Raw genomic sequence first — 24,174 nt, 5'->3', positions numbered from 1 at the left:
ACCGATGCCTTTCATGTTGCAGCCGCCGTCAAATCCGTTCCGCGTGTGTTCGAAACGTTTCAGCGGCACGCCCCCACACACCTTCATCAAGCTGGCCAACCCCTGTGAGGGAAGGCAGAAGCTGATCTGCGAAATCCTCTGAGCTTTCAACAGGCAGCATCGACGGAAGATTGTCGATGGCAGTGACATCCAGAACCGGCGTCGTATGCACCCGGAGCGCTGGCGCGTCCCAAGTCGTGGCCCTATCGTATACTTTGATAGGGGAAAAATCGCTGTCTGGATCACACGCAATGTCGCTGACCACGCAAAGCTGGCGAGGTGCGGATAAGGCTGATTCGGGCACGAAAGCCGGGGTGCCCGGCCGCGCCAATACACAATTGAAGAAGATATCGTGGGCTAAGATTTCGGGAAAGGGGCCACCGCTTGCGGTCTCTGCCATATCCCATTTCGTCGTCGCAACCCCCATGGCCGTGCACAGGTCTGCAGCCCCGGCGCCGACGCGCCCCAACGCGCCGATGATTAGCCCGATGGGACGTTGCGTGCCAAGTGCCACCAGTTCTGATTGCAAATCTAGCAACATTTGTGTTGATCCATCGTAACTGCTGACTGCACCTGCCACTTGGCCCCGTTGCTGTGCGGCCCAGCACTTTAGGGCCACCGCCGCCCCCGCGTATCCCGCCCAATAGCCGAAGGCCGCTACGCGTCTGTTGTTGTCATCTACAAGATATTCCAGATCATAGAGTGTGCCACCGCCGTCTTTGAAACGCTGTAGCAACCGGATTCCGGATGGCTGGCCCTTATAGGCATGACCGAACATAATATGGCGATGATGCAGGGGTGTTCCATCGTCGGGCAGTTCCTTCAGACCAAAGATAATCGCATCCTTGGGGGCATCCGGCCAACTGTTTTCTTCGGCCACGTCGCAGCCTGCATCAATGTAACCTTGCAAGGGAATGCAACGGTTTGTGCTGTGCTCAACTGTGATTTTGATGCCCGATGCGATCAATTTGGCGGCGCCTTCGGGGGTGAGGCCGACGCGGGTTTCAAAGTTGCGTTGTTCGCTGCGCACCCAAACATGTGTCATGTAATGACTCCTGCTGCGCGCACGGCCTGAATGCTGTCGCGGCGTTCCATCATGGACAGGAATGCCGTTATTCTTGGGAAATCAGCCATATTCACGCCGTCTCCTTCCAGCCATCGGGACACTGTATAAAGGTAGAAGTCAGCGATCGAGATATGCGCACCCAAAACAAACGGTCCGGCCAGACATTCGGTTTCAAGATACTGCGCTGTTGCTGTCATCGTTTCTGGAACTTTCGCCTTCATGTCTGCAAAGCTGGCTTCGGTGTCGGCCCAGCGATGACCGCGCATTTTATGGGCGTGGTTGATGTGTGCCGTAGAAGCCAGATAATACATAACGGATCGCATTTTAGCCGCGTCCATCGGATCGCTTGGCACAAGGTTGGCCTTTGGATTTAATGCGGCGATATAGTCCAGCAAAGCCCCTGTTTCGGTTAACACAGTATCGCCAACAACCAACGCCGGGACACGCCCTTTGGAGTTGACCCCGAGATATGCGGGGCTGCTTTGTGCGCCATTGGCAAAATCCACCGGAATCAGATCGTAGCTTTGCCCTGCTTCTTCAAGTGTCACTGCCACAGCGACTGCGATTGTATTTGGTGCGAAATATAACTTCATGCGGATGCATCCTTCAGACGTGTGTTTGTGCGTGGTGCCGCGTTGGATCTTCAAGGTGAGGCACGGCGTTGAACATCACAGGAGACCACGTGCCGCCCACCGGATACAACCGGTGTATAGAAGTGTTCATAATCGCCAAAGCCACATTTGCCATGGACGATATGTCCAGTTTCAGATGCTGGCGCATCACCATTGAAATCAGACCGCCGGAAGTGACCACCAATGCAGGGCCATCGCCCTGAGCGATGTCATTGATTGCGCCGTTTACCCGGTTTTCAAACGCCTCAAAGGTTTCGGGCGCACCGTTCAGAATACCGTCCTTCCACGCTGCAAATACCTTGGGCAGGTGGTGTGCGAAATCTGGCTGTGCGGTTGGCATGGGAACGCCGTGTTCTTTTTCCAAGGCTTGCGCCAAAGTGAAATATTCCAGCTCATTCAGCCGCTTGTCGCGTATCGGATCTAACCCTGTATCCATGTTGTTTGCGGTTTCTATGTGCCGCTGAAGCGTCCCTGTGAAAAGTCGCATATGATGGCTTTTGGTCTGTTTTAGATGCTGCCCAAGCCATTTGGATTGCTGTGCACCCAATGTGCTGAGCTGGTCGTAGCTGGCTTCATCCTTGGCTTCCGAATTGGCTTGTCCGTGGCGGATCAACGTTATGTGCGACATTGGGGCTCCTGTTTTTTCCTTGATAGGCCAGTGTTGGCGCGTGCGGAAGGTGCTGGACCCTCCGGGGGAGGTTTATTTTGCGAGATGAAGCAGGGAGGAATGTGCCATATCGGAAACAAGCGTGGCGCAAATTCGGCCCTCTGTGTCGGGATTGGGAGTCCTTACGCTTTGTTAAATTTGCTATGAGGGCGCGACGGCATAAGGAGCGCGGCATGTCTGGCACGGTAAAATTCACTCTGGATGGTGTGGAAGTTGAAGCGGACGCAGGTCTAAGCATCTGGGAAGTGGCCAATGGCCGTGGCCTGGTGATCCCGCATTTGTGCCACAAACCGGCGCCGGGGTATCGCCCCGATGGCAATTGCCGCGCGTGTATGGTCGAGATCGAGGGCGAGCGCACATTGGCGGCGTCCTGCATTCGTGAGCCCAATGAGGGCATGGTTGTGACGACCAATTCTGCGCGCGCCGAAAGTGCCCGCAAGATGGTTGTCGAGATGTTGGTTTCTGATCTTCCCGACCGCGATGTGGCCCATGACAAGTCCGCGCACATGTGGGACATGGCGGACTTGAATGGCGTTTCTGAGAGCCGCTTTCCAAAACTGGAAGAAGGCCGCATTCCGCTGTTGGATGACAGCCACGTTGCGATGTCAGTGAACTTGGACGCCTGTATTTCATGTGGCTTGTGTGTCCGTGCGTGCCGCGAGGTTCAGGTCAACGATGTGATTGGCATGTCTGGCCGTGGTCACGACAGCTATCCCACCTTTGATATGGCGGATCCCATGGGTGCCTCGACGTGTGTGGCTTGCGGTGAATGCGTGCAAGCCTGCCCAACGGGTGCCTTGATGCCTGCAGCCGTGACGGAAGGCGCAGGGGTTGGCGACAGCAAGGATTTTGATTCCGAGACCGAAAGCGTTTGTGCGTTTTGTGGTGTTGGGTGCCAGATTTCGATCAAGGTCAAAGACGGTAAGGTGAAATACGTTGAGGGCATCAATGGCCCTGCGAACGAAGGTCGTCTGTGTGTGAAAGGCCGTTTTGGCTATGACTACATCCACCACAACCACCGCTTGACCAAACCTTTGATCCGCCGTGATGATGCGCCTGCCAAGGGCCTGAACGTCGATCCCGGCAACTGGCAAACCCATTTTCGTGAAGCAACTTGGGACGAGGCCTTGGATGCCGCAGCTAACGGGCTGAAGGGCCGTGGCCGTGAAGTAGCGGGCTTTGGCTCTGCGAAATGCACCAATGAAGAAGCGTATCTGTTTCAGAAATTCATCCGCGAGGGTTTCAAGCACAACAACGTCGACCACTGTACGCGGCTTTGTCATGCGTCTTCCGTTTCTGCTTTGATCGAGAACGTAGGATCGGGTGCCGTGACCGCGACCTTCAACGAGATTGAAAACGCCGATGTAGCGATCGTCATCGGGGCGAACCCGATTGAAAACCATCCCGTTGCGGCAACCTATTTCAAGCAGTTCACCAAACGCGGCGGCAAGTTGATCGTGATGGACCCCCGCGGTCAGGCGCTAAAACGCTTTGCGACACATATGCTGCAATTCCGCCCGGGCGCGGATGTGAGCATGTTGAACGCGATCATGCATGTGATCGTGGAAGAGGGTCTGTTTGACCAGCAGTACATCGACGCCTACACCGAAAACTGGGACGCTGAAAAAGAGCATCTGAAGAACTTTACCCCCGAGAAAATGTCCGAGATTTGCGGCATTGATGCTGAGACGCTGCGCGCTGTGGCCCGTGATTTTGCCGGTGCCAAGGCGGGTATGATTTTCTGGGGTATGGGCGTCAGCCAGCACATCCACGGCACCGACAATTCGCGGTGCTTGATTTCCTTGGCGCTGATGACGGGCCAAGTGGGCCGTCCGGGATCGGGTCTGCACCCATTGCGTGGTCAGAACAACGTGCAAGGGGCGTCTGATGCGGGCCTCGTGCCGATGTTCTTGCCGGATTATCAGTCGGTCATGGATGATGGTGTGCGATCTGCCTTTACCGAAGTTTGGGGGTCCGATGACTTCTCAGCCGAAAAAGGCCTGACCGTCACCGAGATTATGGATGACGTGCATGCGGGCAACATCAAGGCGATGTATGTCTTGGGCGAAAACCCCGCCATGTCGGACCCCGATGTTGAACATGCACGCGATGCTTTGGCAAAGCTGGATCATCTGGTGGTGCAGGATATTTTCATCACCGAAACAGCCAACTATGCGGATGTAATTTTGCCAGCCTCGGCGCTTTATGAAAAATCAGGCACAGTATCCAACACCAACCGTCAAGTGCAGCGCGTGCGCCCTGCGGTCACGCCCCCCGGCGACGCGCGTGAAGATTGGTGGATCGAGGTTGAGCTGGCCAAGCGCTGCGGATTGCCTTGGACCTACACGGACCCCTCTGAGGTGTTCGCCGAAATGAAGGTGAACATGCGCAGCTTGGACAACATCACCTGGGACCGTTTGGCGACTGAGGCGGTGACCTATCCGTCCTTGACGCCGACCGACCCGGGCCAAGCCGTTGTGTTTGGTGACGGCTTCCCGCGTCCCGAAGGGCGCGCACGATTCACCCCTGCAAACGTGATTGCGCCGGATGATACGCCGGATGCGGAGTATCCGATGATCCTGACCACAGGTCGGCAGCTTGAGCATTGGCACACGGGGTCCATGACCCGCCGTGCAAGTGTGCTGGACGGGTTAGAGCCTGAAGCAAACTGTTCCTTGCACCCTTCCACCTTGCGCAAGTTGGGTGTGGAGCCGGGTGGACATGTGCGCCTGACCACCAAGCGCGGTTCCATCGAGATCATGGCGCGGATGGACCGTGCGGTGGCCCCGGACATGGTGTTCTTGCCATTTGCATTCGTTGAAGCGGCGGCCAATATCTTAACGAACCCTGCGATTGATCCCTATGGCAAAATTCCGGAATTCAAATTCTCTGCTGTGAAGGTCGAGAAAGCGGAAGGTGCGATTGCGGCTGAGTGATCCTACACGGAAAAATTTACAAAGATGGCGCGGGGGACACTCTGCGCCATCTTTGTTTTTGACGTAGCATCAGACCGTTAAATTCGCGACAGACCCCAAGAGATCAGCACCAAAAGCGTCACTGCGCAGGAGACGCTAAACAACATTGTAGACCTTGGACCCGGCAAGTGAAGGACCGTGTCAATGCGGTCGAACCATGCGGCGCGTTCCACGGACGCTTGCCAAACCCGTGTGATGTATCGGTCGATCATACCAATTCGACGAACCGCGCTGATCAGGGCGTTGCCCCAGTGATAGAGGAACAAAACGAAACACCAAATGATGCCAAAACTGATGGCTGCAACGAAGGTTCCGAACAGAAAGGTTTCCGCCGTAAGTCCATCTGGATAAAGAACAAAAACGCCCCCCATATACATAATCAAACACATGAAAATGCGGGCACGCTTGGCATGTAGCGGTGTCTTTTGTGGGCGCGGTTGGGCTTTGACGTTTTGCGATTGCACGGCCCGCGCAACGTCATAGGCCACCAGCTCAGAGCCTTCATGCCAGCCAAATTTCTTGTTGAACCGAACGCCGTCGCTGGCCCATCCAAAGTTCTGTTCCATCAGCTTAGCGACACCTTGCGAAATGGAACGTCCCTCTTCCACAACAGCTTCGCGCAGACGGTCAAACAATAGATATTCTGCGTGATCCCGTACGCCACGATCCATGGCGATGTCGCGTTCAAGTAAGTTTTGAAGCGGGGTCAGCTTCCACACGCCTGTGTTATAAGTTGCTGCGAGATCCCGGAAAAAATCGGCTTCTTTGTCCGCGTCGCTTTGTGGTTCTTCTTCTGGTTTGGACCAAGGGTTGGATGCGGTCGACATCGCGGTAGGAAGGGGGGCGGTAGGAAGGGGAACGATTGTGTCTTCTGTGTCCAAGTCCTCCGGTGGCGCCTTGGAAAGGTCAGGTCCTTCGGATTGCGGGTTGGGGTCTTGTTCGGGCTGCGATGCTGCCGGAAGGTCGTCGAAATCTAAGGTGTAAGACACAACGCCAGGCACGGTTTCCACCCCGTTTGCTGCTTGCCGCATGCTGGGTTTTTTGGGGCTTGGGCTGGCTAGAAACTTTGCCTCATCGAAGGCCGTGCGCAGGCTTTGAAAGACATTGGCGTCGTTGCGGTCGATGGTTTTTAGTTTTTGGGCGTAGGCGCGTTTGACCGATCGCACATCGGTTCGCCCGTCCAGATCCAATTCGGACCACGGCCATTTAGCTGACATAGTAGTCGTCGATGCGGTTCAGGACCTCGGAGATTTCGCCGCGGGTCGTTTCAATCAGGTCAGGGTCTTGTTTGGTCAATGCGGTTTCGAATTCAACCAACAGATTTTGCACCATGGTGCGATCATCGCCGGACGCCATTTCATAAAGGCGTTTGATCCGCGCCAGAAGGGCTGTGTTTTCTTCATCTTCACGCGGGTGCAGCTTTAGTTTTTGCATCGCTTTCAGCTTGGACTTTATGTCAGCGTCGCTAAGGCCCACGACGTTGTCACGGATCACAACACCTGCTTTTTTGCCGGTTGATGTGGATACGGCTTCCACGTCGATCAGACCGGACGGATCGTAGGTGATCCGCACCATCATGCTTTCCATGCCGGCCTTGGCGCGGGGCACCGTCAGGTCGAAACGCCCCAGATGGACGTTGTCATACACCATTGGGGCTTCGCCCTGATAGACATCAACCCCAAGCACCGTCTGGTTGTCCGCCATAGTGGAAAATGACCGCTCGCGGCTGGCGGGCAGGGCAGTATTACGTTCAATAATTGGGGTAAAGAACCCTTCCATGGAAGATCCGTCGCGCAATTGGGTTGCGGTTTCGATGCCGACGGAAAAAGGGCTAACATCTGTCATGACCACATCGTCCAATGCGCGGTCTTCAGCGACAAGCCCCGCTTGAATGGCGGCCCCAAGTGCCACGGCGTGATCCGGATCAATGGACATATCAGGCAGTTTTTTGAATTGCCGGGCCACCAGTTGGCGGATCATCGGCATGCGGGTGGCACCGCCGACAAAAACGACACGGTCCAGCGTCTCCATGCTTTCATTGCTGTCATAAAAGCAGCGTTCAATCGGGCGCAACAGCCGCTTCAATAGACCGGAGCACGCAGTTTCAAAGAAGGTGCGGGTGATTGTCAGATCGTGGCTTTCGCCGCCAAGTTTCAAGGTGACGTCGTGGCTGTCCGCTGTCCCCAGACGCCGTTTCAGCCCATCGGCCACAAAGCGCAACTGGTTCTGGTCATCGCTGCCGAGTTTGGCCCATGGGCTGTTGATCTTGTCGGCCAGCCCTTTGGCCAAGGCTTCGGAAAAATCTTCTCCGCCCAAAAAGGCGTCGCCAGACGAGGCTTTGACTTCCATCACACCATCAAAATGTTCCAATACGGTCACATCAAATGTACCGCCGCCAAGATCGAACACCAGAAACTGGCTTTCGCCGTCCCGGTCTTGCAAGCCATACGCCAATGCCGCAGCTGTCGGTTCATTGACCAACCGTACGGGGTTCAATTCGCACATAGCGCAAGCCGCCATCGTCGCTTGGCGTTGGGATTGGTTGAAGTAGGCCGGTACCGACACAACCACATCGCGGATGGGCATCCCCAAGGCCTGTTCCGCGTCTTCTTTCAGCTTGCGCAGAACCAACGCAGACAATTCCTCTGCACGCAGGCGTTTGCCACCCAACGAAAACACTTTGTCGGTCCCCATGGATCGCTTGAAGGCCGCCGCCGTGTCGCGTGGATGCGTGGCCAAACGGTCGCGGCCCGCTTCACCGACCAACACGTCCTTGCCATCCATGGACACCACGGACGGGGTCAGTGGATGGCCCAAAACATTGGACAACAGTCGCGGCGCCCCGTTCTCAAAGACCGCAATCAGCGAATTTGTTGTTCCCAGATCAATCCCGATGGGTGGATGTTCCATAGACAGGCCTTTGCATGCGCGGTTAGTGTGCCTTCGTTATTTACTGCCCGTCTCACCGGGTCAACCAATCCAAAGGAATTGCGCCAAATGATCGTTGATGCAGACCGTTTTTTGCAAGATCTGGACCACCTGCGCAGCTTTGGGGCGCAAGGCACCGGGGTTGTGCGCCCTGCGTATTCGGACGCAGACATTGCGGCGCGTCACTGGTTGGCGACGCGGATGGAGGACGCAGGATTGACGCCGGTGTTCGATGCGATGGGCAATCTGTTCGGTTTGGTCGATGGTCCATCCCTTTTGCTGGGGTCACATAGCGACAGCCAGCCCGAAGGCGGTTGGCTGGACGGCGCCTTGGGTGTTGTTGCAGCGCTTGAAATTGCGCGGGCGTCTCGTGAACAAGGCGGCCCTGCTGTGTCTGTGGTTTCCTTTCAGGATGAAGAGGGCCGGTTTGGCGTGACAACAGGAAGTGCGGTTTGGTCTGGCCTGTTGTCTTTGGATATGGCGGATCAGTTGACCGATCATTCGGGTGTGGCTTTGGGGGACGCGCGAAAAGCCATGGCTTCGGTTGCGGGTGCGCATGTTGATCCGTCCCGATTTACCGGGTTCATTGAAATGCACATCGAACAAGGTCCGGCGCTGGACCAAGGTGGATTACAGATTGGTGTTGTGACAGACATCGTGGGTATTCGCGATATGAAGATCACTTTTGGAGGGCAGCAAAACCACGCAGGGACTACACCCATGGCGCTGCGCCGCGACGCTTTTCAGGCTGTGTCACAATTCAATGCAGTGCTGAATGATCGGTTTCGCAATGTTGTAACGCCACAAACGGTTTGGACCATCGGGCATGTCACATTGCACCCCAATGCGTCGTCAATTGTACCAGGCCGTGCGACGTTTTCGATGCAATGGCGTGACGCGGATGTGCAGCGTCTGACGCAGATGGAAAAGATTGTGCGCGACACCGCCATTGAAGTGGCTGAGGCTGGTGGATTTACGGTTGAGTTCGGCGACATGCTTGGGCTTGAGCCTGTCGCGATGGATGCGCGTTTGCGCGGCGCGTTGGAGCTGGCGGCGCAACGTGCCGCGCCAAATGCCTGGCAAACGATGCCGTCAGGGGCATTGCACGACGCTACAAATGTGGCGCGTCTTATGCCTGTGGCAATGGTGTTTGTGCCATCGATTGACGGGATCAGCCACGATTTTGCGGAAGACACTGAGCGCAAGGATCTGGTCGCGGGCTTGTCTGTTCTGGCAGATGCGGTTTCAGCGCTTTAACCGCGTTCATATCCGCGTTTCAAAGCCTTTTTGCGGAACGTATCCGCAGCGACCGACGCATCGCGCAGATTGCCATAGCAGGTGATGACCTCGCGGGGGGCACCGCCTTGCATGCCCCATTCGCGCAACACCGAAACTTCTGAAAACAGGTTCATTGCGATTTCCACCCGGTAGAAATGCGGTCTGGCTGCGCGGCCAAGGCGATATAGGACAACGTCGAGCATTGTCGTGATTCTAGCAGCGATTTTGGCGATGTGAAGGGGGCTCTGCCCCCGTCCTACGGACTCCCCCGGGATATTTTTGGCGAAAAGAAACTGCGCCCTGGCCCTTATGTCCAACTGACGTCGCCGAGGAAGATGTATCCTGCCCCATAGATCGTCTTTATCAATTGTGGGTTTTTGGGATCTTCGCGCAATTTTGTCCGTAATCGTGAGATTCGTACATCCATGGCACGGTCAAAGCTTTCGCCAGCGGCCCCCCCAAGGCTTTGCTGCATTTGGCTGCGGCTGATCAGACGCTTCGGGCTATTGAGAAACAGGCGTAGCACTTCGCCTTCTGCATGTGAAAACGGTGTCTCAACCCCCTGCGCATCGATCAAGAGATAGCTGTCGAAATGGGCCACCCATCCGTTGAAGATGGCTGAGTTACTGCTTTGTTGTTCTGCTTTGCTAGATCGCAGCCGCGCCCTGATGCGGGCCACGACTTCGGCCGGATCGAAGGGTTTGATGATGTAATCATCCGCCCCCAGTTCCAGTCCGGTCACTTTGTCCTGCACCTTGGCGCGCCCCGATATGATGATGACGATGGCCCCTTTTTCCAGTGCCAACTTATGCACCACCGTCAGCCCGTCTGTGTCGGGCAGCGACAGATCCACAAGGCACACATCCGGTGTCTGGTGCTTTAGGGCGGCTTCAAATTCACGCGCCCGCCCGAACCCGATCGTTCGAAACCCGGCGTCTTCCAATGCATCGGCCAGCATTGTCCGGATGGCAGGTTCGTCGTCCAGAATAGTTACCAGTGGTTTGGTCATGTCGCAGCTTTCGGGGTCAACAGGATTTTCAGGGCGGCCTCGTCAAAAGGTTTGCACAACACCGGAGCGCACTTTTGTGCGGTTTGGTGCAAAGGGTCCGACATTGGAAGCGAAGTCATCAAAATTACCGGAATTTGCGCGGCTTTCAATCTGTCCGCCAAATCCAGACCTGTCGCTTGTCCTTCCAATCGAATGTCCGACAGCACCAATGCGATATCAGGCAAGTCAGCGACAAGCGCTACAGCTTCGTCGACACTGGTCGCCTCAATGACCGAGAAGCGCAGGTTCATCAACATTTCGCGGTAAAGATCCCGCAACGCGCTGTTGTCTTCGACCAGCAAGGCCAATCCACCTTGGGTGGAGGGGCTATACCTGAGCGGCAAACGCATATGTACCGCTGCCCCGCCTTTTGCTGTATTGCGCACACGCACATCGCCACCCGCCAGTTTGGTGATGTCATAGACCATGGGCAATCCCAGCCCGGATCCTTCGCTGCCTTTGGTGCTGAAAAACGGATCAAATGCCTGCTCCAGTGCCGCGTCAGAAAATCCGGAACCGGTGTCGCTGACAGTAAAGTCAATCCATGTGTCCTGCACCGTTTCAACGTCCAAAGTGATTTCTCCTGCTGCCCCACAAGCATCGCGGGCGTTCAGGATCAAATTGACAAGGCTGTCTTGAACGGCACCTGGATCGACCAACACAGGCGATTGCGGCCCTGCGTTGTGGATCGACAGTGTCACACCGTGTGGCAGCGTAGGCTCTGTGAGGGTTTGCAAGTCTTGCAACAAGCTTTCCAGATGCGTGGCACGCGGGCGTGGAATGCGCTGTCCCGTCATGTCGGCAATACTTCCAAGCAGTTGCCCGCCGCGTTTTGCGGCTGCCATTGTGCCTTCAACCAAGGGATGGGCGTCGTCGGGCAGAGTGCCCATACGGGCCAGCTTGGATTGTAGCCCAAGGATAATCGTCAAAAGATTGGAAAAGTCATGCGCCAATCCCGATGTCAGCTGCGCGGCCAATGCGCGCCTGCGTGATTGCTGAAGGGCGACACGGGCTTGGGTTTCTTCTGTCACGTCTGTCGATAGAATATAGGCCCCGCCGTTTGCATCTGGCGCAAAGGCCACCCTGATCCTGCGGGCGCTGTCTACGTCTGTGAATTCGGTCAATGCGTCCTGTCCCGCATAGGCCAAGGCAAGCTGATCTTCGATGCGGGCATAAATGAATGGCCCAAGAATGTCTGCAATATGGTGTCCCAGGATATCGCTGGGGCGACCTGGCACGATGCCGGACAGGCGGTTGTTGGAGAATGTATAGTGCCCGCCTTTGCTGACATGCGCGATATGCGCGGGCATCATTTCGGTTGTCAGGCGGGTCCGCGCTTCGAGATCGGTCAGGTGGCGCTTTGTTTCTTCGAGCGCCCCTACAGTTGCGGCAAGCGCACGGTTGGTCGAGGCCAGTTCTTCTGCATGTGCCAACACCTGATCCGAAAGTTCTTCGGAACGTGCGCGCAAAAGCGCCTCTTGTTGTTTGCTGGGTGTTATGTCGGTGTAGACTGTCACCCATCCGCCGTTTGGCAGGGGTGATCCTTCGACAGAAATTGTGCGTCCGTTCGCGCGGGTGCGTTCCATGTAGTGGGGGTGAAATGCGCGGGCCACTTCGGCGCGTTCACGCACAAAGTCGTCGACATCGTCGACAGGCCCATATTCGCCCAGTGTCGCAAGGTGGTGAATTGTTTCCTCAAACGTAGCGCCGGGTGTCACAAGCTTGTCGGGTAAATTGAACATTTGCTGGAACGGTGCGTTGCATACCGCAAGTTTCAGGTCGTGGTCGTAAATGGTCAAAGCCTGCCCGATCAGATTGAGGCCTGCGGCAGTCAACGTCTGTGTGTCTGAACGGGTTTGGGGCAATGCTTGGACCCTGTGTGATGCACATGCTTTGATGTGGCTGTTTGAAGAAAAGGGGCGCTGACGCGCATGACACGTCCCCGTCTTTGCCCTTTGGGCGCAGTCGGGTGCTGGTACTGTGAGGGGCTGTTCCGCTTAAGATCAAGCGTCGATTTTGCCCTGTTACAATTCGAAAGGTTTGGGAAAACTTCAGGAAAAAGTTGACGCCCAGTCTGTTCTCATCATCCTTGGGGGATCAAAGAATCGCCTGAGCGATCGGGGCCGACCGTGGGAGTGGTTGGTTTGGGAGGAAGTAGAATTGTCTAAAACGTCTGATGGCGCAAACGGGCTGGTGTCCGTACCGGCGCTTTTGTATCGCAACGCATCCGAATTCGGTAACGCGCCTGCGTATCGTGAAAAAGAGTTCGGCATCTGGCAAAGCTGGACATGGTCGCAAACCTGCGAAGAGGTTGAGGCCTTGGCGCTTGGTTTGTTGGACCTCGGCGTTGCAGAAGGTGATTTTATCGCCGTGATCGGGCGCAATCGCCCCTATTTGTATTGGTCCATGATGGCCGCGCAAATGGTCGGCGCGGTTCCGGTCCCCTTGTATCAGGACGCCGCCGCCGAGGAGATGGCATATACCTTATCCCATTGTGGTGCGCGTTTTGTCATCGCAGGCGATCAGGAACAGGTCGATAAGGTTATGGAAGTTCAGGCAGAGTTGTCTGATTTCGAGGCTATGATTTATCTGGACCCACGCGGTCTGCGCAAATACGATCATTCCGCCCTGACGCAGTATAGTGCAGTGCAGGCTGCGGGCCGTGACAAGCGCAGCGCCCTTGAGCCAGAGATGAAGTCTCGCATCGCGAAGCTGGATTACGACAGCACTTGCGTGATGCTTTACACATCCGGCACAACCGGCAAGCCCAAGGGCGTCGTCTTGTCCAACCGCAATGTGATTGAGACGTCCAAATCGTCATCCGAATTCGATGGTTTGCGCCAGTCTGATAGCATTTTGGCCTATCTGCCGATGGCTTGGGTCGGTGATTTTATCTTTTCTGTGGGGCAGGCGTTGTGGACAGGGTTTTGTACAAACTGCCCTGAAAGCGCCGAAACCATGCACACAGATTTGCGTGAAATCGGACCAACCTATTATTTCGCACCGCCCCGCGTTTTCGAGACCCAGTTGACCAATGTGATGATCCGCATGGAAGACGCGTCACCTTTCAAAAAGCGTCTGTTTGACTATTTCATGGGCGTGGCACGTCGCGTGGGACCTGCGATTTTGGACGGCGAAAGCGTCAGCGCATCTGATCGTCTGTTGTACAACATCGGCGAGTTGATGGTGTACGGGCCATTGAAGAATACCCTTGGATTTTCGCGTGTCCGCGTCGGCTATACTGCGGGTGAGGCAATCGGGCCCGAAATTTTTGATTTTTACCGGTCTTTGGGTATCAATCTGAAACAGCTTTACGGTCAGACCGAGGCCACCGTGTTCATCACAGCGCAACCAGATGGCCAGGTGCGATCTGATACGGTCGGTGTGCAGTGCCCCGGTGTTGAACTGCGTATCGCAGACAATGGCGAGGTGTTTTACCGAAGCCCCGGCGTTTTTGTTGAATACTACAAAAACGCAGACAGCACCGCCGACACCAAAGATGCCGAAGGTTGGGTTGCGACGGGAGACGCGGGTTTCATCGAAGAAAGCTCGGGTCACTTGCGCATCATTGACCGTGCAAAAGATGTGGGAAAAATGGCGTCTGGGTCGATGTTTGCGCCTAAGTATGTCGAGAACAAGCTTAAGTTTTTCCCCAATATTCTGGAAGCGGTTGTGTTCGGGAATGAGCGCGATGAATGCACGGCTTTTATCAACATCGACTTGAATGCAGTCGGCAACTGGGCGGAACGCAACAACATTGCGTATGCGTCTTATCAGGAACTGGCCGGACACCCTGAGGTCGTTGCAACGATCCAGTCCCATGTTGAGGAGGTCAACGCCTCTGTTGCGCAGGACGAGATGTTGTCGGACTGCCAGGTCCATCGTTTTGTTGTGTTGCACAAGCAGTTGGACGCGGACGACGGCGAACTGACCCGGACGCAAAAAGTCCGTCGCCGGATAATCGAGGACAAGTTCTCGGATATTATTGATGCCCTCTACAATGGCTCCACTGACGTTTCGACCACCACGGAAGTGACGTATGAGGACGGTCGCAAAGGTGCGATTTCCGCGACGTTGGATATTCGCAGTGCGGCGGTGCAACCCGTGGCGCAAAAAATGGCTGCGGAATGATGGATTTTGACGTTGGAGCCTCCGGCGGAGGTTTATTTAGCGAGATGAAGAGGGATCGGTTTCATGCTTGATCAGGCGGACGGATATGTGACCGCGGATGGGCGCCAGATTGGGCCTGTTGTCATGGAAATGCAAAATATTACCCTGCGGTTCGGCGGTGTCGAAGCGATCAAGGATATCTCTTTTGATATTCGTGAGGGCGAGGTTCGCGCAATTATTGGCCCCAACGGTGCTGGCAAATCATCCATGTTGAACGTGATTTCTGGTTTCTATGTCCCGCAAGAGGGGCAAGTTTTGTATAAGGGCGCACCGCGTCCCTCGATGAAACCGTTCGAGGTTGCGCGGCAAGGTATCGCGCGGACCTTTCAGAACATCGCTTTGTTTGAGGGCATGAGCGTTCTGGACAACGTTATGACCGGGCGTTTGACCCATATGAAGACGGGTATGTTTTCACAGGCGCTTTGGAAAGGGCGTGCTGAGGCGGAAGAGACCGAGAACCGGGAAGTTGCTGAAAAGATTATCGATTTCCTAGAAATTCAGGCCATTCGCAAAACCCCTGTCGCGCGTTTGCCGTATGGTCTGAAGAAGCGTGTAGAATTGGCCCGTGCCTTGGCGGCGGAACCGAACCTTTTGCTTTTGGATGAGCCGATGGCGGGGATGAACGTCGAGGAAAAAGAGGACATGAGCCGCTTTATCCTGTCGATGAATGACGAATTTGGCACCACGATTGCCCTGATCGAGCACGATATGGGCGTGGTTATGGACCTCAGCGACCGCGTTGTGGTCATGGATTATGGCAAGAAGATTGGCGACGGCACGCCGGACGAGGTGCGCAACAACCAAGACGTGATTGATGCCTATCTAGGCGTGTCGCATGACTAGGGTTTTGGCCGGAATAAGGGGTATGATCCGCGTATTCCATGCGTATGGAATTTGTATTCCCGCTGCGTGCGCGGCAACGATGTTCGGCGCAACAGCGCAGGCTGGTGCGTGGGTTGAATTTGAGGCTCGATGTTTGATGCCGTTTGAGAAACAGGCGTCGGCGGATGTGGATGGTCTTGTTTTGGGATTGCAAGATGGGACCGTTGCCGCATTTCGCGGGTTCGATGAGCCGTTTATCAGCATGTCGACAGGCGACATTGCAGGAACACGATTTTGCGCCGTGATTGGTCGCGAAAATAGTCCGGACAAAGCGGAGGGCTGGGTAGAAGCCAGTCTCAAAAGTGGGCGGTATGTGCCGATGATGATCGACAACGACGATTGGTTTGCAAGCAATGAATGGATTGAGCCTAGGATTGCCGTCAGAATCTATCGGTCCAACGAGATCACGCAATATTACGTCATCGAGACGGAACTTGAGAGTTAATGGGAGAGTGGGCCTATGCCTGAGCAGTTAATCTTTGCGATGGAGGTGTTCCTGAACGGTCTGATGGCCGGGGTGCTGTATGCGCTTGTCGCTTTGGGGTTTGTTTTGATCTTCAAAGCATCGGGCATTTTCAACTATGCCCAAGGTGTTATGGCGCTGTTTGCCGCCCTGACCTTGGTCGGGATTATGGAGGGGCAGGTGCCCTTTGCGCATCTGATCAACGCGACATTCGGGACCAAGATTCACCACTTTGGCTGGGAGGTGCCTGCGTTGCTGGCCATTCTGTTAACCATGGCTGTGATGGTCGGGTTTGCCATATTGGTGCAGCGGTTGATTTTCCGCCATCTGGTTGGGCAAGAGCCGATTATTCTGTTCATGGCCACCATCGGCCTTGCCTATTTCCTTGAAGGTGTGGGCGATTTGATGTGGGGGTCCGAGATCAAGAAGATGGATGTGGGTCTGCCCCAAGGCATCAATGAGTGGATTGATGAGACCACTTTTGTCATCTTTGACTACGGATTTTTCATCGACAATCTGGATATTGTTGCGACGGTTATCGCCATTCTTTTGGTCACGGTTCTGGTGCTGTTTTCGCAGTATACAAAGCAGGGGCGCGCGATGCGCGCTGTGGCGGATGATCATCAGGCGGCGCTGTCTGTTGGGGTTTCGCTGAACTACATTTGGATTTTGGTTTGGTCTGTTGCCGGTTTTGTCGCCTTGGTCGCGGGCATCATGTGGGGCGCAAAATCCGGCGTGCAGTTTTCGCTGTCCCTGATCGCATTGAAGGCTTTGCCAGTTTTGATGTTGGGTGGGTTTACGTCCATTCCAGGCGCCATCGTGGGTGGCTTGATCATTGGTGTGGGCGAGAAGCTGTTTGAATTTGCGCTGGGCCCGATGTTGGGTGGTGCGACCGAGAACTGGTTCGCTTATGTTCTAGCGCTGATTTTCTTGGTGTTCCGTCCGCAGGGCCTGTTCGGGGAGAAGATCATTGAACGTGTGTGATCAATCCTCGATGGATAGGAACAGCTTGATGGTCAGCGCGGCCAGCACGGTGATGCCGAAGGTCATTGCCATGAAGATATCTCCCACGATGAGCAAAACGGCTGATCCGCAGAGGGCCGCGGCGATGAGCAAGAGCACAAGCATGTCCCACGAATTGTTTTCCGATGCAGGTTTGGGTTCAACATCTGTGTTGGCCACCTCGAATGCGTCGGGGATTTCTTGCATCAACGCAGATTTGCGCCGCGCGAGGTCCGCGTCGGTGATCCGGCCACGCGCGTGTTCGGCTTCCAGCAGCCGCAGTTCTTTTAAAATTGCCGTCATGGCATCCACTCACTTTTCCCGTGGCCAAGGTGCCAAAGGAAATGGGGCAGAATGTGGCAAAACGCGGAAACCTGAACTGTTGGTTAATGCGGTGCGCTGCGGACTTGGGGCCCTGCCCCAAACCCCGAGGTTTAATTTGCCAGATGAAGATGGATCCGATGTGATCTGCGGAGGAATGGGTTAATGTTTTACCGTGAAGCAGGTGATTTCAGCACCACATATCCTGAAGACAGCCAGACGTTTCCGATCAAGTTCGACCGGTACCGGTATTATTTTGTGCTGTTTGTTGCAGCCGTTGTCATTCCGTTGCTGGCAAACGACTATTGGGTCAGCGCCATTTTTCTGCCCTTCCTGATCTATGCGATCGCTGCCATCGGGCTGAACATCCTGACAGGCTATTGCGGGCAGGTGTCTTTGGGCACCGGTGGTTTCATGGCTGTGGGTGCCTATGCCTGTTACAAGCTGATGACCGCCTTTCCCGATGTCAGCATGTTGATCCATGTCTTGATTGCCGGGCTGATTACCGCGGGCGTCGGCGTGTTGTTCGGTTTGCCGTCGTTGCGCATCAAAGGCTTTTATCTGGCTGTTGCGACCCTGGCTGCGCAGTTCTTTTTGGTTTGGTTGTTCAATCGTGTGTCCTGGTTCTACAACTATTCCGCCTCAGGTCAGATCAACGCCCCCGAGCGCGAGGTCTTTGGTGTCATCATCACAGGTCCCAATTCATCCGCTTGGGCAGAGTATATGTTCTGTCTGTTCTTTGTGGTGCTGAGCGCTGTCATTGCCCGCAACCTGACACGCGGGTCATTTGGGCGCAAATGGATGGCCATCCGTGATATGGACATTGCCGCCGAGATCATTGGTGTGAATCCCTTAGCGTCGAAGTTGAGCGCCTTTGCTGTCAGTTCTTTCTTCATCGGCATATCCGGTGCGCTGTTTTTCTCGGTGTATTTGGGAGCTGTTGAAGTTGGTGAGGCCTTCGGCATCCAGAAATCCTTTATCGTGTTGTTCATGATCATCATCGGTGGCCTTGGATCAATCTTTGGCGCCTTTGCCGGTGCCGCCTTTTTGGTGGTGCTGCCGGTGTTGTTGAAAATCATGTTGGCGGATTCGGATGGAGATATCTCTACCCTGCAATACGCCTTTGGCTATGTGTTCCTGGCCGCTTTGTTGGTCAGCTTCATTATGATGTTGCGGGCCGCCATTTTTAAACGCGGTGTGCCCGACAACGGCATGGTGGGTTGGATCTTTGCCATGATCGCGGCCTTCATCGCATACACGATCACCATTGGCGGCATGGGCTGGCCCACGGACATCGTCGCGCATTTGCAGCTTGTCATTGTTGGCGCATTGATCATCATCTTTTTGATCGCTGAGCCGCATGGCATCGCCCAGTTGTGGCGCGTGGCCAAAGAGAAACTGAGATTGTGGCCGTTCCCGCACTAAGGGCGCGTCCACCAAGAATGGGTGGGGTGAACCCCACCTTACGACAAATCGGAACACCAAGGGAGGAATACCGATGAAAATGAAACTAGGAACAGCCGCAGTTGCGGCAGTGATGGCCGCAAGCCCTGTGATGGCGGACCTTGTCTTTCCATCGCTAAGCTACCGGACTGGCCCATATGCTGCGGGCGGTATCCCGTTTGCAGATGGCTACGCTGACTATTTCAACATGCTGAATGCACGCGATGGCGGCATCGGTGGCGTTATGACCAACGTTCTGGAATGTGAAACCGGCTACAACACCGAAAAAGGCGTTGAATGCTATGAGAGCACCAAAGGCGAAGGCGCGTTGGTGTATCAACCGCTGTCCACAGGCATCACGTACCAGTTGATCCCAAAAGCCACAGCGGACGGTATTCCGATCCACTCCATGGGTTATGGTCGTACCTCTGCCGCAAACGGCAAAGTGTTCTCGAACGTCTTTAACTACCCTGCGAACTACTGGAACGGTGCATCCGGTGCCATCAACTATTTGATGGAACAAGGTGACATCGCGGGCAAGAAAATCGCGTTGGTCTATCACAACTCTGCCTATGGCAAGGAACCGATCCGCACCTTGGAAGAACTGTCCAAAAAGCACGGATTTGAATTGGTCTTGCTGCCTGTTGACCACCCCGGTCAGGAACAGAAATCCCAGTGGCTGCAGATCCGTCGTGAAAAGCCAGACAATGTCATCATGTATGGTTGGGGCGTCATGAACCAGGTTGCGGTTCAAGAAGCTGCAAACATCCGTTACGACATGGAAAACTTCATCGGCATCTGGTGGTCAGGTTCTGAGAACGACGTGCTGCCCGCCGGCGAAAAAGCCAACGGTTACAAAGCACTGACTTTCCACGGCGTTGGCAATGACTTCCCTGTCTTTGCGGACATCCAGAAGCACGTTGTGGATGCGGGCAATGCCGCAGGCAACGGTGACCAGATCGGTACTGTCTTGTACAACCGTGGTCTGTATGCCGCGATGCTGGCTGCAGAAGCTGCCAAAACGGCCCAAGAAATCCATGGCGTGGCAGACATCACACCTGCGATGATGCGCGACGGTATGGAAGCTTTGGTCATCACCGAAGAAAAGATGGCGGCCCTTGGTTTGCCGGGCTTTGGTCCTGAGTTCAACGTGTCTTGTGAAAACCACGGCGGCCCGGGCCTTGTGGGTATGACGCAATGGGATGCATCTGCGAAAACGTGGTCTTTGATCAACAACTTCGCACCATCCGACATGGATGTTATTCAGCCACTGATCGACGAAGACTCAGCCGCCTACGCAGCCGAGAACAACATCGAAGCAAGCTGCAACTAAGCTGTACTACACCCGGCGGCGACCTGTCGTTGCCGCCGGGGCTCTTTGAGTATTTGGGATGAGATGAACATGCTGGACGGCGCACATACAGACGAGGCCTTGTTGGAGGTCAACAACATTGAAGTGATCTACAATCACGTGATCCTTGTGTTGAAAGGCGTGAGCCTGAAGGTGCCCAAAGGCGGTATCACCGCTTTGTTGGGCGGCAACGGCGCGGGCAAGACGACCACTCTGAAAGCGATCTCTGGTCTTTTGGCATCCGAACGTGGCGAAGTCACCAAGGGTTCCATCAAGTACCGTGGTGGCATCATCCAGCATCAAGATCCCGCTGAGACCGTAAAAAGCGGCGTCGTGCAAGTTATGGAAGGCCGCCATTGTTTCGAACACCTGACGGTGGAAGAAAACCTTCTGACAGGTGCCTACACCCGCAAGGATGGCAACGCAGCCATCGCGCGAGATCTTGAGATGGTCTACGACTATTTCCCGCGTCTGCGTGAGCGTCGTAAAAGCCAGGCGGGTTACACATCGGGGGGTGAGCAGCAGATGTGTGCCATTGGCCGTGCCCTGATGTCGCGTCCGGAAACGATCCTGCTGGATGAGCCGTCGATGGGGTTGGCGCCGCAACTGGTGGAACAGATTTTTGAGATCGTGAAGTCGATCAATGAAGGCGAAGGCAAGACATTCTTGCTGGCTGAACAAAACACCAATGTGGCGCTGCGGTTTGCGCATTACGGTTACATTCTGGAATCGGGTCGCGTTGTTATGGACGGTCCTGCCGCCGAACTGCGCGAAAATCCCGACGTGAAAGAATTCTATCTGGGTATGTCGGACGAAGGTCGAAAGTCTTTCCGCGATGTCCGGTCTTACCGCCGTCGCAAGCGTTGGCTGAGCTAATCCGCTTTTCCCTGACCTGACCGTTTCAAAGAAAGTGACGCCAATGTCTGCGTATTTTGATGATTTAGAAAGCCGCAGCGCTGATGCGCGGGCTGCGGATATGGCGGTGGCTTTGCCGCAGCAAATCGCACGTGCACAGGCGTTGGCGGGGTATGCCCAAAGCCTTTCAGGTGTTGATGCTGCGTCCGTCACGGATGCCGCAGCATTGGCGGCATTGCCTGTGCTGCGCAAATCGGAATTGGGTGCCGCACAGGCCGCTGCCGCCCCGTTTGGGGGGTTTGCTGCGGCGCCTGCTGCCGGGTTTTCCCATGTGTTTCAATCACCGGGACCAATCTATGAACCGGGCCACACAGGTGCTGACTGGTGGCGCATGGGACGCTTTCTGCATGCCGCAGGCATCGGACAGGGCGACGTAGTGCAAAACTGTTTTGGGTATCACCTGACCCCTGCGGGCCACATGTTTGAAAGCGGTGCGCGGGCCGTATCCGCCACCGTTTTGCCTGCGGGTACCGGCCAAACAGAATTGCAGGTCATTGCGGGTCGGGATGTGGGTGCCACGGCCTATGCGGGCACGCCTGACTATCTGAAGATCATTCTGGAAAAAGCCGACGAGATGGGTGTGTCCTTGGGCATTTCCAAAGCCGCCGTCGGTGGCGGTGCGTTGTTTCCATCGTTGCGCAGCTGGTATGCGGACCGCGGTATCGCGTGTTTGCAATGCTATGCAACCGCCGATCTGGGCAACATCGCTTATGAAAGCAATGCGACAGGTGGCATGATCGTCGACGAGGGCGTGATCGTGGAAATCGTCACTCCGGGCACAGGTGATCTTGTGGCGCCGGGCGAGGTGGGCGAAATCGTCGTCACGTCTTTGAACCCCAATTATCCGCTGATCCGGTTTGCAACCGGCGACATGAGCGCGGTGATGGATGGCGAAAGCCCGTGTGGCCGCACCAACATGCGCATCAAAGGCTGGATGGGGCGGGCCGATCAAACCACCAAGATCAAGGGGATGTTTGTGCGTCCCGAACAAGTCGCGGCCCTTGTGGCCCGCCACGCTGAGGTGGGTAAAGCGCGCGTCGTGGCCTCTCGTGAGGGTGAAATGGACGTGCTGACGGTCCATGTTGAAAGCAGCGGCGGCACAGTGGACACCTATGCATCCAGCGTCATCGAGACCCTGAAAATGAAAGGCCGCATAGAGATTTGCGCGCCCGGTAGTTTGCCAAAAGACGGGTTGGTTATTGAGGACCAACGCAGTTACGACTGAGGACCTTGTTTTGAGGTGCGGTTTCTTACACTGGATATTCTGACTAAAATAGTCGAAATAGCGGTATGACTGATCAAATCCTTCCCGACACACCGCGCGTCCGGCCACATCGCCGTGCGCGCTTTGCGCCGCGCGGGCTTAGCGTTGTAGCGCTTGGTGTGGCGATGGTGTGTTTGCTGCCGATGCTTGCCGTTGTCGTGGCGGCCTTTAGCGGGGGCACAGATACGGTTGCGCATTTGGTAAGCACTGTGTTGCCGCGGTATGCGGGCAACACGTTGCTGTTGGCTTTGATTGTGTCGTTTGGCACTTTTGCGATTGGCGTAGGTGCGGCTTGGCTTGTGACGATGACCCGCTTCCCAGGCGTGCGCTGGATCGAGGTGGTTCTGGTTCTGCCGTTGGCGTTTCCAGCCTATGTTCTGGCCTATGCCTACACCCATATTCTGGATCATCCCGGCGTTGTTCAAACGGCATTGCGTGATGTGATGGGCTACGGTCCGCGCGACTATTGGTTCCCTGAAATCCGATCTTTGGGGGGGGCTGCATTGATGTTGGTTCTGGTGCTTTACCCCTACGTTTACCTTTTGGCACGGGCATCGTTTTTGCAGCAAAGCGGCACGACATTTCTGGCGGCGCGTGCGTTGGGAAGCTCTGCGTGGTCAGCTTTCTTTCGCGTCAGCTTGCCGTTGGCACGACCTGCAATTGCCGCGGGGGTATTGTTGGCGGTTATGGAAACCATCGCGGATTTCGGAACCGTTGCCTATTTTGGCGTGCAGACCTTTGCCACAGGGATCTACACAAGCTGGTTTTCATTGGCGGATCGGGTAGGGGCTGCGCAACTGGCTTTGTGCTTGCTTAGCTTCGCCTTGTTGTTGGCCGTGTTGGAACGCATGCAACGCGGCCGTTCAAAATACTATGACCCTGCGCGACGGTCTCAGGACAAAACGCTCATTTTACTAAAGGGCTGGGCCGGTTGGGCCGCGTGTGCTGCGTGCCTGTTGCCCGTGGTTCTGGGGGCTTTGCTTCCGGCTGCGGTCTTGTTTTGGATGGGGCTGGGATCAGAGCAGAATTTGCTAAGCGCCCGCTATCTGGGCTTTTTGCAAAATTCGCTGACATTGGCGGGAACTGCAGCCGTGGTCACGGTGTGCGCTGCGATTGTCGTTGGGTTCTACCAACGTTTGCAGCCGGGGCGTATATCAGCGGGTGCGGCTTATGCGGCACGGTTGGGATATGCTGTGCCGGGCGGCGTGATTGCCGTGGGGCTTCTGGTGCCATTTGCGGCCTTTGACAACGCGCTGGACGGCTGGATGCGTGCGACGTTTGATGTGTCGACAGGGTTGCTGATTACAGGGTCTATCTGGTTGTTGATTGGCGCCTATCTGGTGCGCTTTTCCGCGGCGGCGCTGGGGGCATATGAAGGGGGGCAGGCGCTGGTGCATGCAAATATGGATGCAGCCAGTCGGTCATTGGGGCAAACGCCAATCGGTACATTGCGACGGGTTCATCTGCCGATTCTGACACCTAGTTTGTTGACGGCATTGCTGATTGTATTTGTGGATGTGATGAAAGAATTGCCTGCAACTTTAATCATGCGCCCCTTCAACTATGACACATTGGCAGTACAGGCATATCGGCTTGCATCGGATGAACGGTTGGATGGGGCCGCGGTCCCCAGCTTGGTGATTGTGGCAATGGGGTTGTTGCCCGTTATTCTGATTTGCCGACAGGTCGGACGGCAAACTTAAGATACCCGTGCCTCTTTTCGCTAAAAA

At 55.4% G+C, this 24,174-nt stretch carries 19 protein-coding genes and 1 pseudogene; 11 read left to right on the top strand and 9 right to left on the bottom strand.

Annotation, left to right across the window (positions count from 1 at the left end):
* Positions 1 to 28: 28 nt before the first annotated feature.
* From ABJL60_RS12200 to ABJL60_RS12190, 3 genes are read right to left on the bottom strand one after another with little or no spacing between them, the layout of a single operon-like run.
* Positions 29 to 1,084, bottom strand: a complete 1,056-nt coding sequence (locus ABJL60_RS12200; RefSeq protein WP_348374391.1) for a saccharopine dehydrogenase — start codon at positions 1,082 to 1,084, stop codon at positions 29 to 31.
* Positions 1,081 to 1,698: a glutathione S-transferase family protein gene (locus ABJL60_RS12195; protein WP_348286556.1), complete on the bottom strand. Its 618-nt coding sequence runs from the start codon at positions 1,696 to 1,698 to the stop codon at positions 1,081 to 1,083. The genes ABJL60_RS12200 and ABJL60_RS12195 overlap by 4 nt, the downstream gene beginning before the upstream one ends.
* Positions 1,699 to 1,711: 13 nt before the next feature.
* The gene (locus ABJL60_RS12190) at positions 1,712 to 2,365 is read right to left on the bottom strand and encodes a histidine phosphatase family protein (RefSeq protein ID WP_348374390.1); all 654 of its coding nucleotides are present in this window, start codon (positions 2,363 to 2,365) and stop codon (positions 1,712 to 1,714) included.
* Positions 2,366 to 2,577: 212 nt separating this feature from the next.
* Here ABJL60_RS12190 and fdhF point away from each other — a divergent pair, with 212 nt between their 5' ends.
* Positions 2,578 to 5,340 carry a formate dehydrogenase subunit alpha gene (gene fdhF / locus ABJL60_RS12185; protein ID WP_348286560.1) on the top strand — a complete coding sequence of 921 codons (2,763 nt, stop codon included), beginning with the start codon at positions 2,578 to 2,580 and terminating at the stop codon, positions 5,338 to 5,340.
* 77 nt (positions 5,341 to 5,417) lie between these two features.
* Here the strand turns inward: fdhF and ABJL60_RS12180 are convergent, their stop codons facing one another.
* Both ABJL60_RS12180 and ABJL60_RS12175 read right to left on the bottom strand, forming a co-directional pair.
* Positions 5,418 to 6,596 carry a hypothetical protein gene (locus ABJL60_RS12180; protein ID WP_348374389.1) on the bottom strand — a complete coding sequence of 393 codons (1,179 nt, stop codon included), beginning with the start codon at positions 6,594 to 6,596 and terminating at the stop codon, positions 5,418 to 5,420.
* Positions 6,586 to 8,289, bottom strand: a complete 1,704-nt coding sequence (locus ABJL60_RS12175; RefSeq protein WP_348286564.1) for an Hsp70 family protein — start codon at positions 8,287 to 8,289, stop codon at positions 6,586 to 6,588. The genes ABJL60_RS12180 and ABJL60_RS12175 overlap by 11 nt, the downstream gene beginning before the upstream one ends.
* 87 nt (positions 8,290 to 8,376) lie before the next feature.
* Between ABJL60_RS12175 and ABJL60_RS12170 the strand changes: the two genes are divergently transcribed.
* Positions 8,377 to 9,564 (top strand): hydantoinase/carbamoylase family amidase, encoded by a 1,188-nt coding sequence (locus tag ABJL60_RS12170; protein ID WP_348374388.1) that lies wholly within the window; start codon positions 8,377 to 8,379, stop codon positions 9,562 to 9,564.
* Here ABJL60_RS12170 and ABJL60_RS12165 read toward each other — a convergent pair.
* From ABJL60_RS12165 to ABJL60_RS12155, 3 genes are all read right to left on the bottom strand, one after another.
* Entirely contained in the window at positions 9,561 to 9,788 is a 228-nt protein-coding gene (locus ABJL60_RS12165) for a WGR domain-containing protein (protein WP_108827034.1), read from the bottom strand. The genes ABJL60_RS12170 and ABJL60_RS12165 overlap by 4 nt on opposite strands.
* A 104-nt stretch (positions 9,789 to 9,892) precedes the next feature.
* Positions 9,893 to 10,594, bottom strand: a complete 702-nt coding sequence (locus ABJL60_RS12160) for a response regulator transcription factor (protein WP_348374387.1) — start codon at positions 10,592 to 10,594, stop codon at positions 9,893 to 9,895.
* A complete protein-coding gene (locus ABJL60_RS12155; RefSeq protein ID WP_348374386.1) occupies positions 10,591 to 12,498 on the bottom strand; it encodes a PAS-domain containing protein in 1,908 nt (635 codons plus the stop codon). The genes ABJL60_RS12160 and ABJL60_RS12155 overlap by 4 nt, the downstream gene beginning before the upstream one ends.
* A gap of 295 nt (positions 12,499 to 12,793) precedes the next feature.
* Here ABJL60_RS12155 and ABJL60_RS12150 point away from each other — a divergent pair, with 295 nt between their 5' ends.
* From ABJL60_RS12150 to ABJL60_RS12135, 4 genes are all read left to right on the top strand, one after another.
* Positions 12,794 to 14,764 (top strand): AMP-binding protein, encoded by a 1,971-nt coding sequence (locus tag ABJL60_RS12150; RefSeq protein ID WP_348374385.1) that lies wholly within the window; start codon positions 12,794 to 12,796, stop codon positions 14,762 to 14,764.
* Between the two features lie 63 nt (positions 14,765 to 14,827).
* Positions 14,828 to 15,646, top strand: coding sequence for an ABC transporter ATP-binding protein (locus ABJL60_RS12145; RefSeq protein WP_348286576.1), 819 nt, complete (start codon positions 14,828 to 14,830; stop codon positions 15,644 to 15,646).
* 22 nt (positions 15,647 to 15,668) lie between these two features.
* Positions 15,669 to 16,130 carry a hypothetical protein gene (locus ABJL60_RS12140; RefSeq protein WP_348374384.1) on the top strand — a complete coding sequence of 154 codons (462 nt, stop codon included), beginning with the start codon at positions 15,669 to 15,671 and terminating at the stop codon, positions 16,128 to 16,130.
* Between the two features lie 15 nt (positions 16,131 to 16,145).
* Positions 16,146 to 17,132 (top strand): branched-chain amino acid ABC transporter permease, encoded by a 987-nt coding sequence (locus ABJL60_RS12135; protein ID WP_348286580.1) that lies wholly within the window; start codon positions 16,146 to 16,148, stop codon positions 17,130 to 17,132.
* Here ABJL60_RS12135 and ABJL60_RS12130 read toward each other — a convergent pair whose 3' ends face one another.
* Positions 17,133 to 17,453: a hypothetical protein gene (locus ABJL60_RS12130; protein WP_348286582.1), complete on the bottom strand. Its 321-nt coding sequence runs from the start codon at positions 17,451 to 17,453 to the stop codon at positions 17,133 to 17,135.
* Positions 17,454 to 17,636: 183 nt separating this feature from the next.
* Here ABJL60_RS12130 and ABJL60_RS12125 point away from each other — a divergent pair.
* The 5 genes and pseudogenes from ABJL60_RS12125 to ABJL60_RS12105 all read left to right on the top strand — a co-directional run.
* Positions 17,637 to 18,614, top strand: a pseudogene (locus ABJL60_RS12125) (branched-chain amino acid ABC transporter permease); the annotation flags it as partial.
* 355 nt (positions 18,615 to 18,969) lie between these two features.
* Positions 18,970 to 20,247 (top strand): ABC transporter substrate-binding protein, encoded by a 1,278-nt coding sequence (locus ABJL60_RS12120; protein ID WP_348286584.1) that lies wholly within the window; start codon positions 18,970 to 18,972, stop codon positions 20,245 to 20,247.
* Between the two features lie 69 nt (positions 20,248 to 20,316).
* Positions 20,317 to 21,141, top strand: a complete 825-nt coding sequence (locus tag ABJL60_RS12115; protein ID WP_348286650.1) for an ABC transporter ATP-binding protein — start codon at positions 20,317 to 20,319, stop codon at positions 21,139 to 21,141.
* A 43-nt stretch (positions 21,142 to 21,184) separates the two neighbouring features.
* Positions 21,185 to 22,405, top strand: coding sequence for a phenylacetate--CoA ligase family protein (locus tag ABJL60_RS12110; RefSeq protein WP_348374383.1), 1,221 nt, complete (start codon positions 21,185 to 21,187; stop codon positions 22,403 to 22,405).
* A 65-nt stretch (positions 22,406 to 22,470) separates the two neighbouring features.
* A complete protein-coding gene (locus ABJL60_RS12105) occupies positions 22,471 to 24,147 on the top strand; it encodes an iron ABC transporter permease (protein WP_348374382.1) in 1,677 nt (558 codons plus the stop codon).
* Positions 24,148 to 24,174 lie beyond the last annotated feature (27 nt).

Origin of the sequence: Ascidiaceihabitans sp. (assembly GCF_039986515.1) — a bacterium.
GTDB lineage: Bacteria > Pseudomonadota > Alphaproteobacteria > Rhodobacterales > Rhodobacteraceae > Ascidiaceihabitans.
The sequence above is the reverse complement of the archived record's forward strand: the minus strand, read 5'-3'. Positions and strand labels throughout refer to the sequence as shown.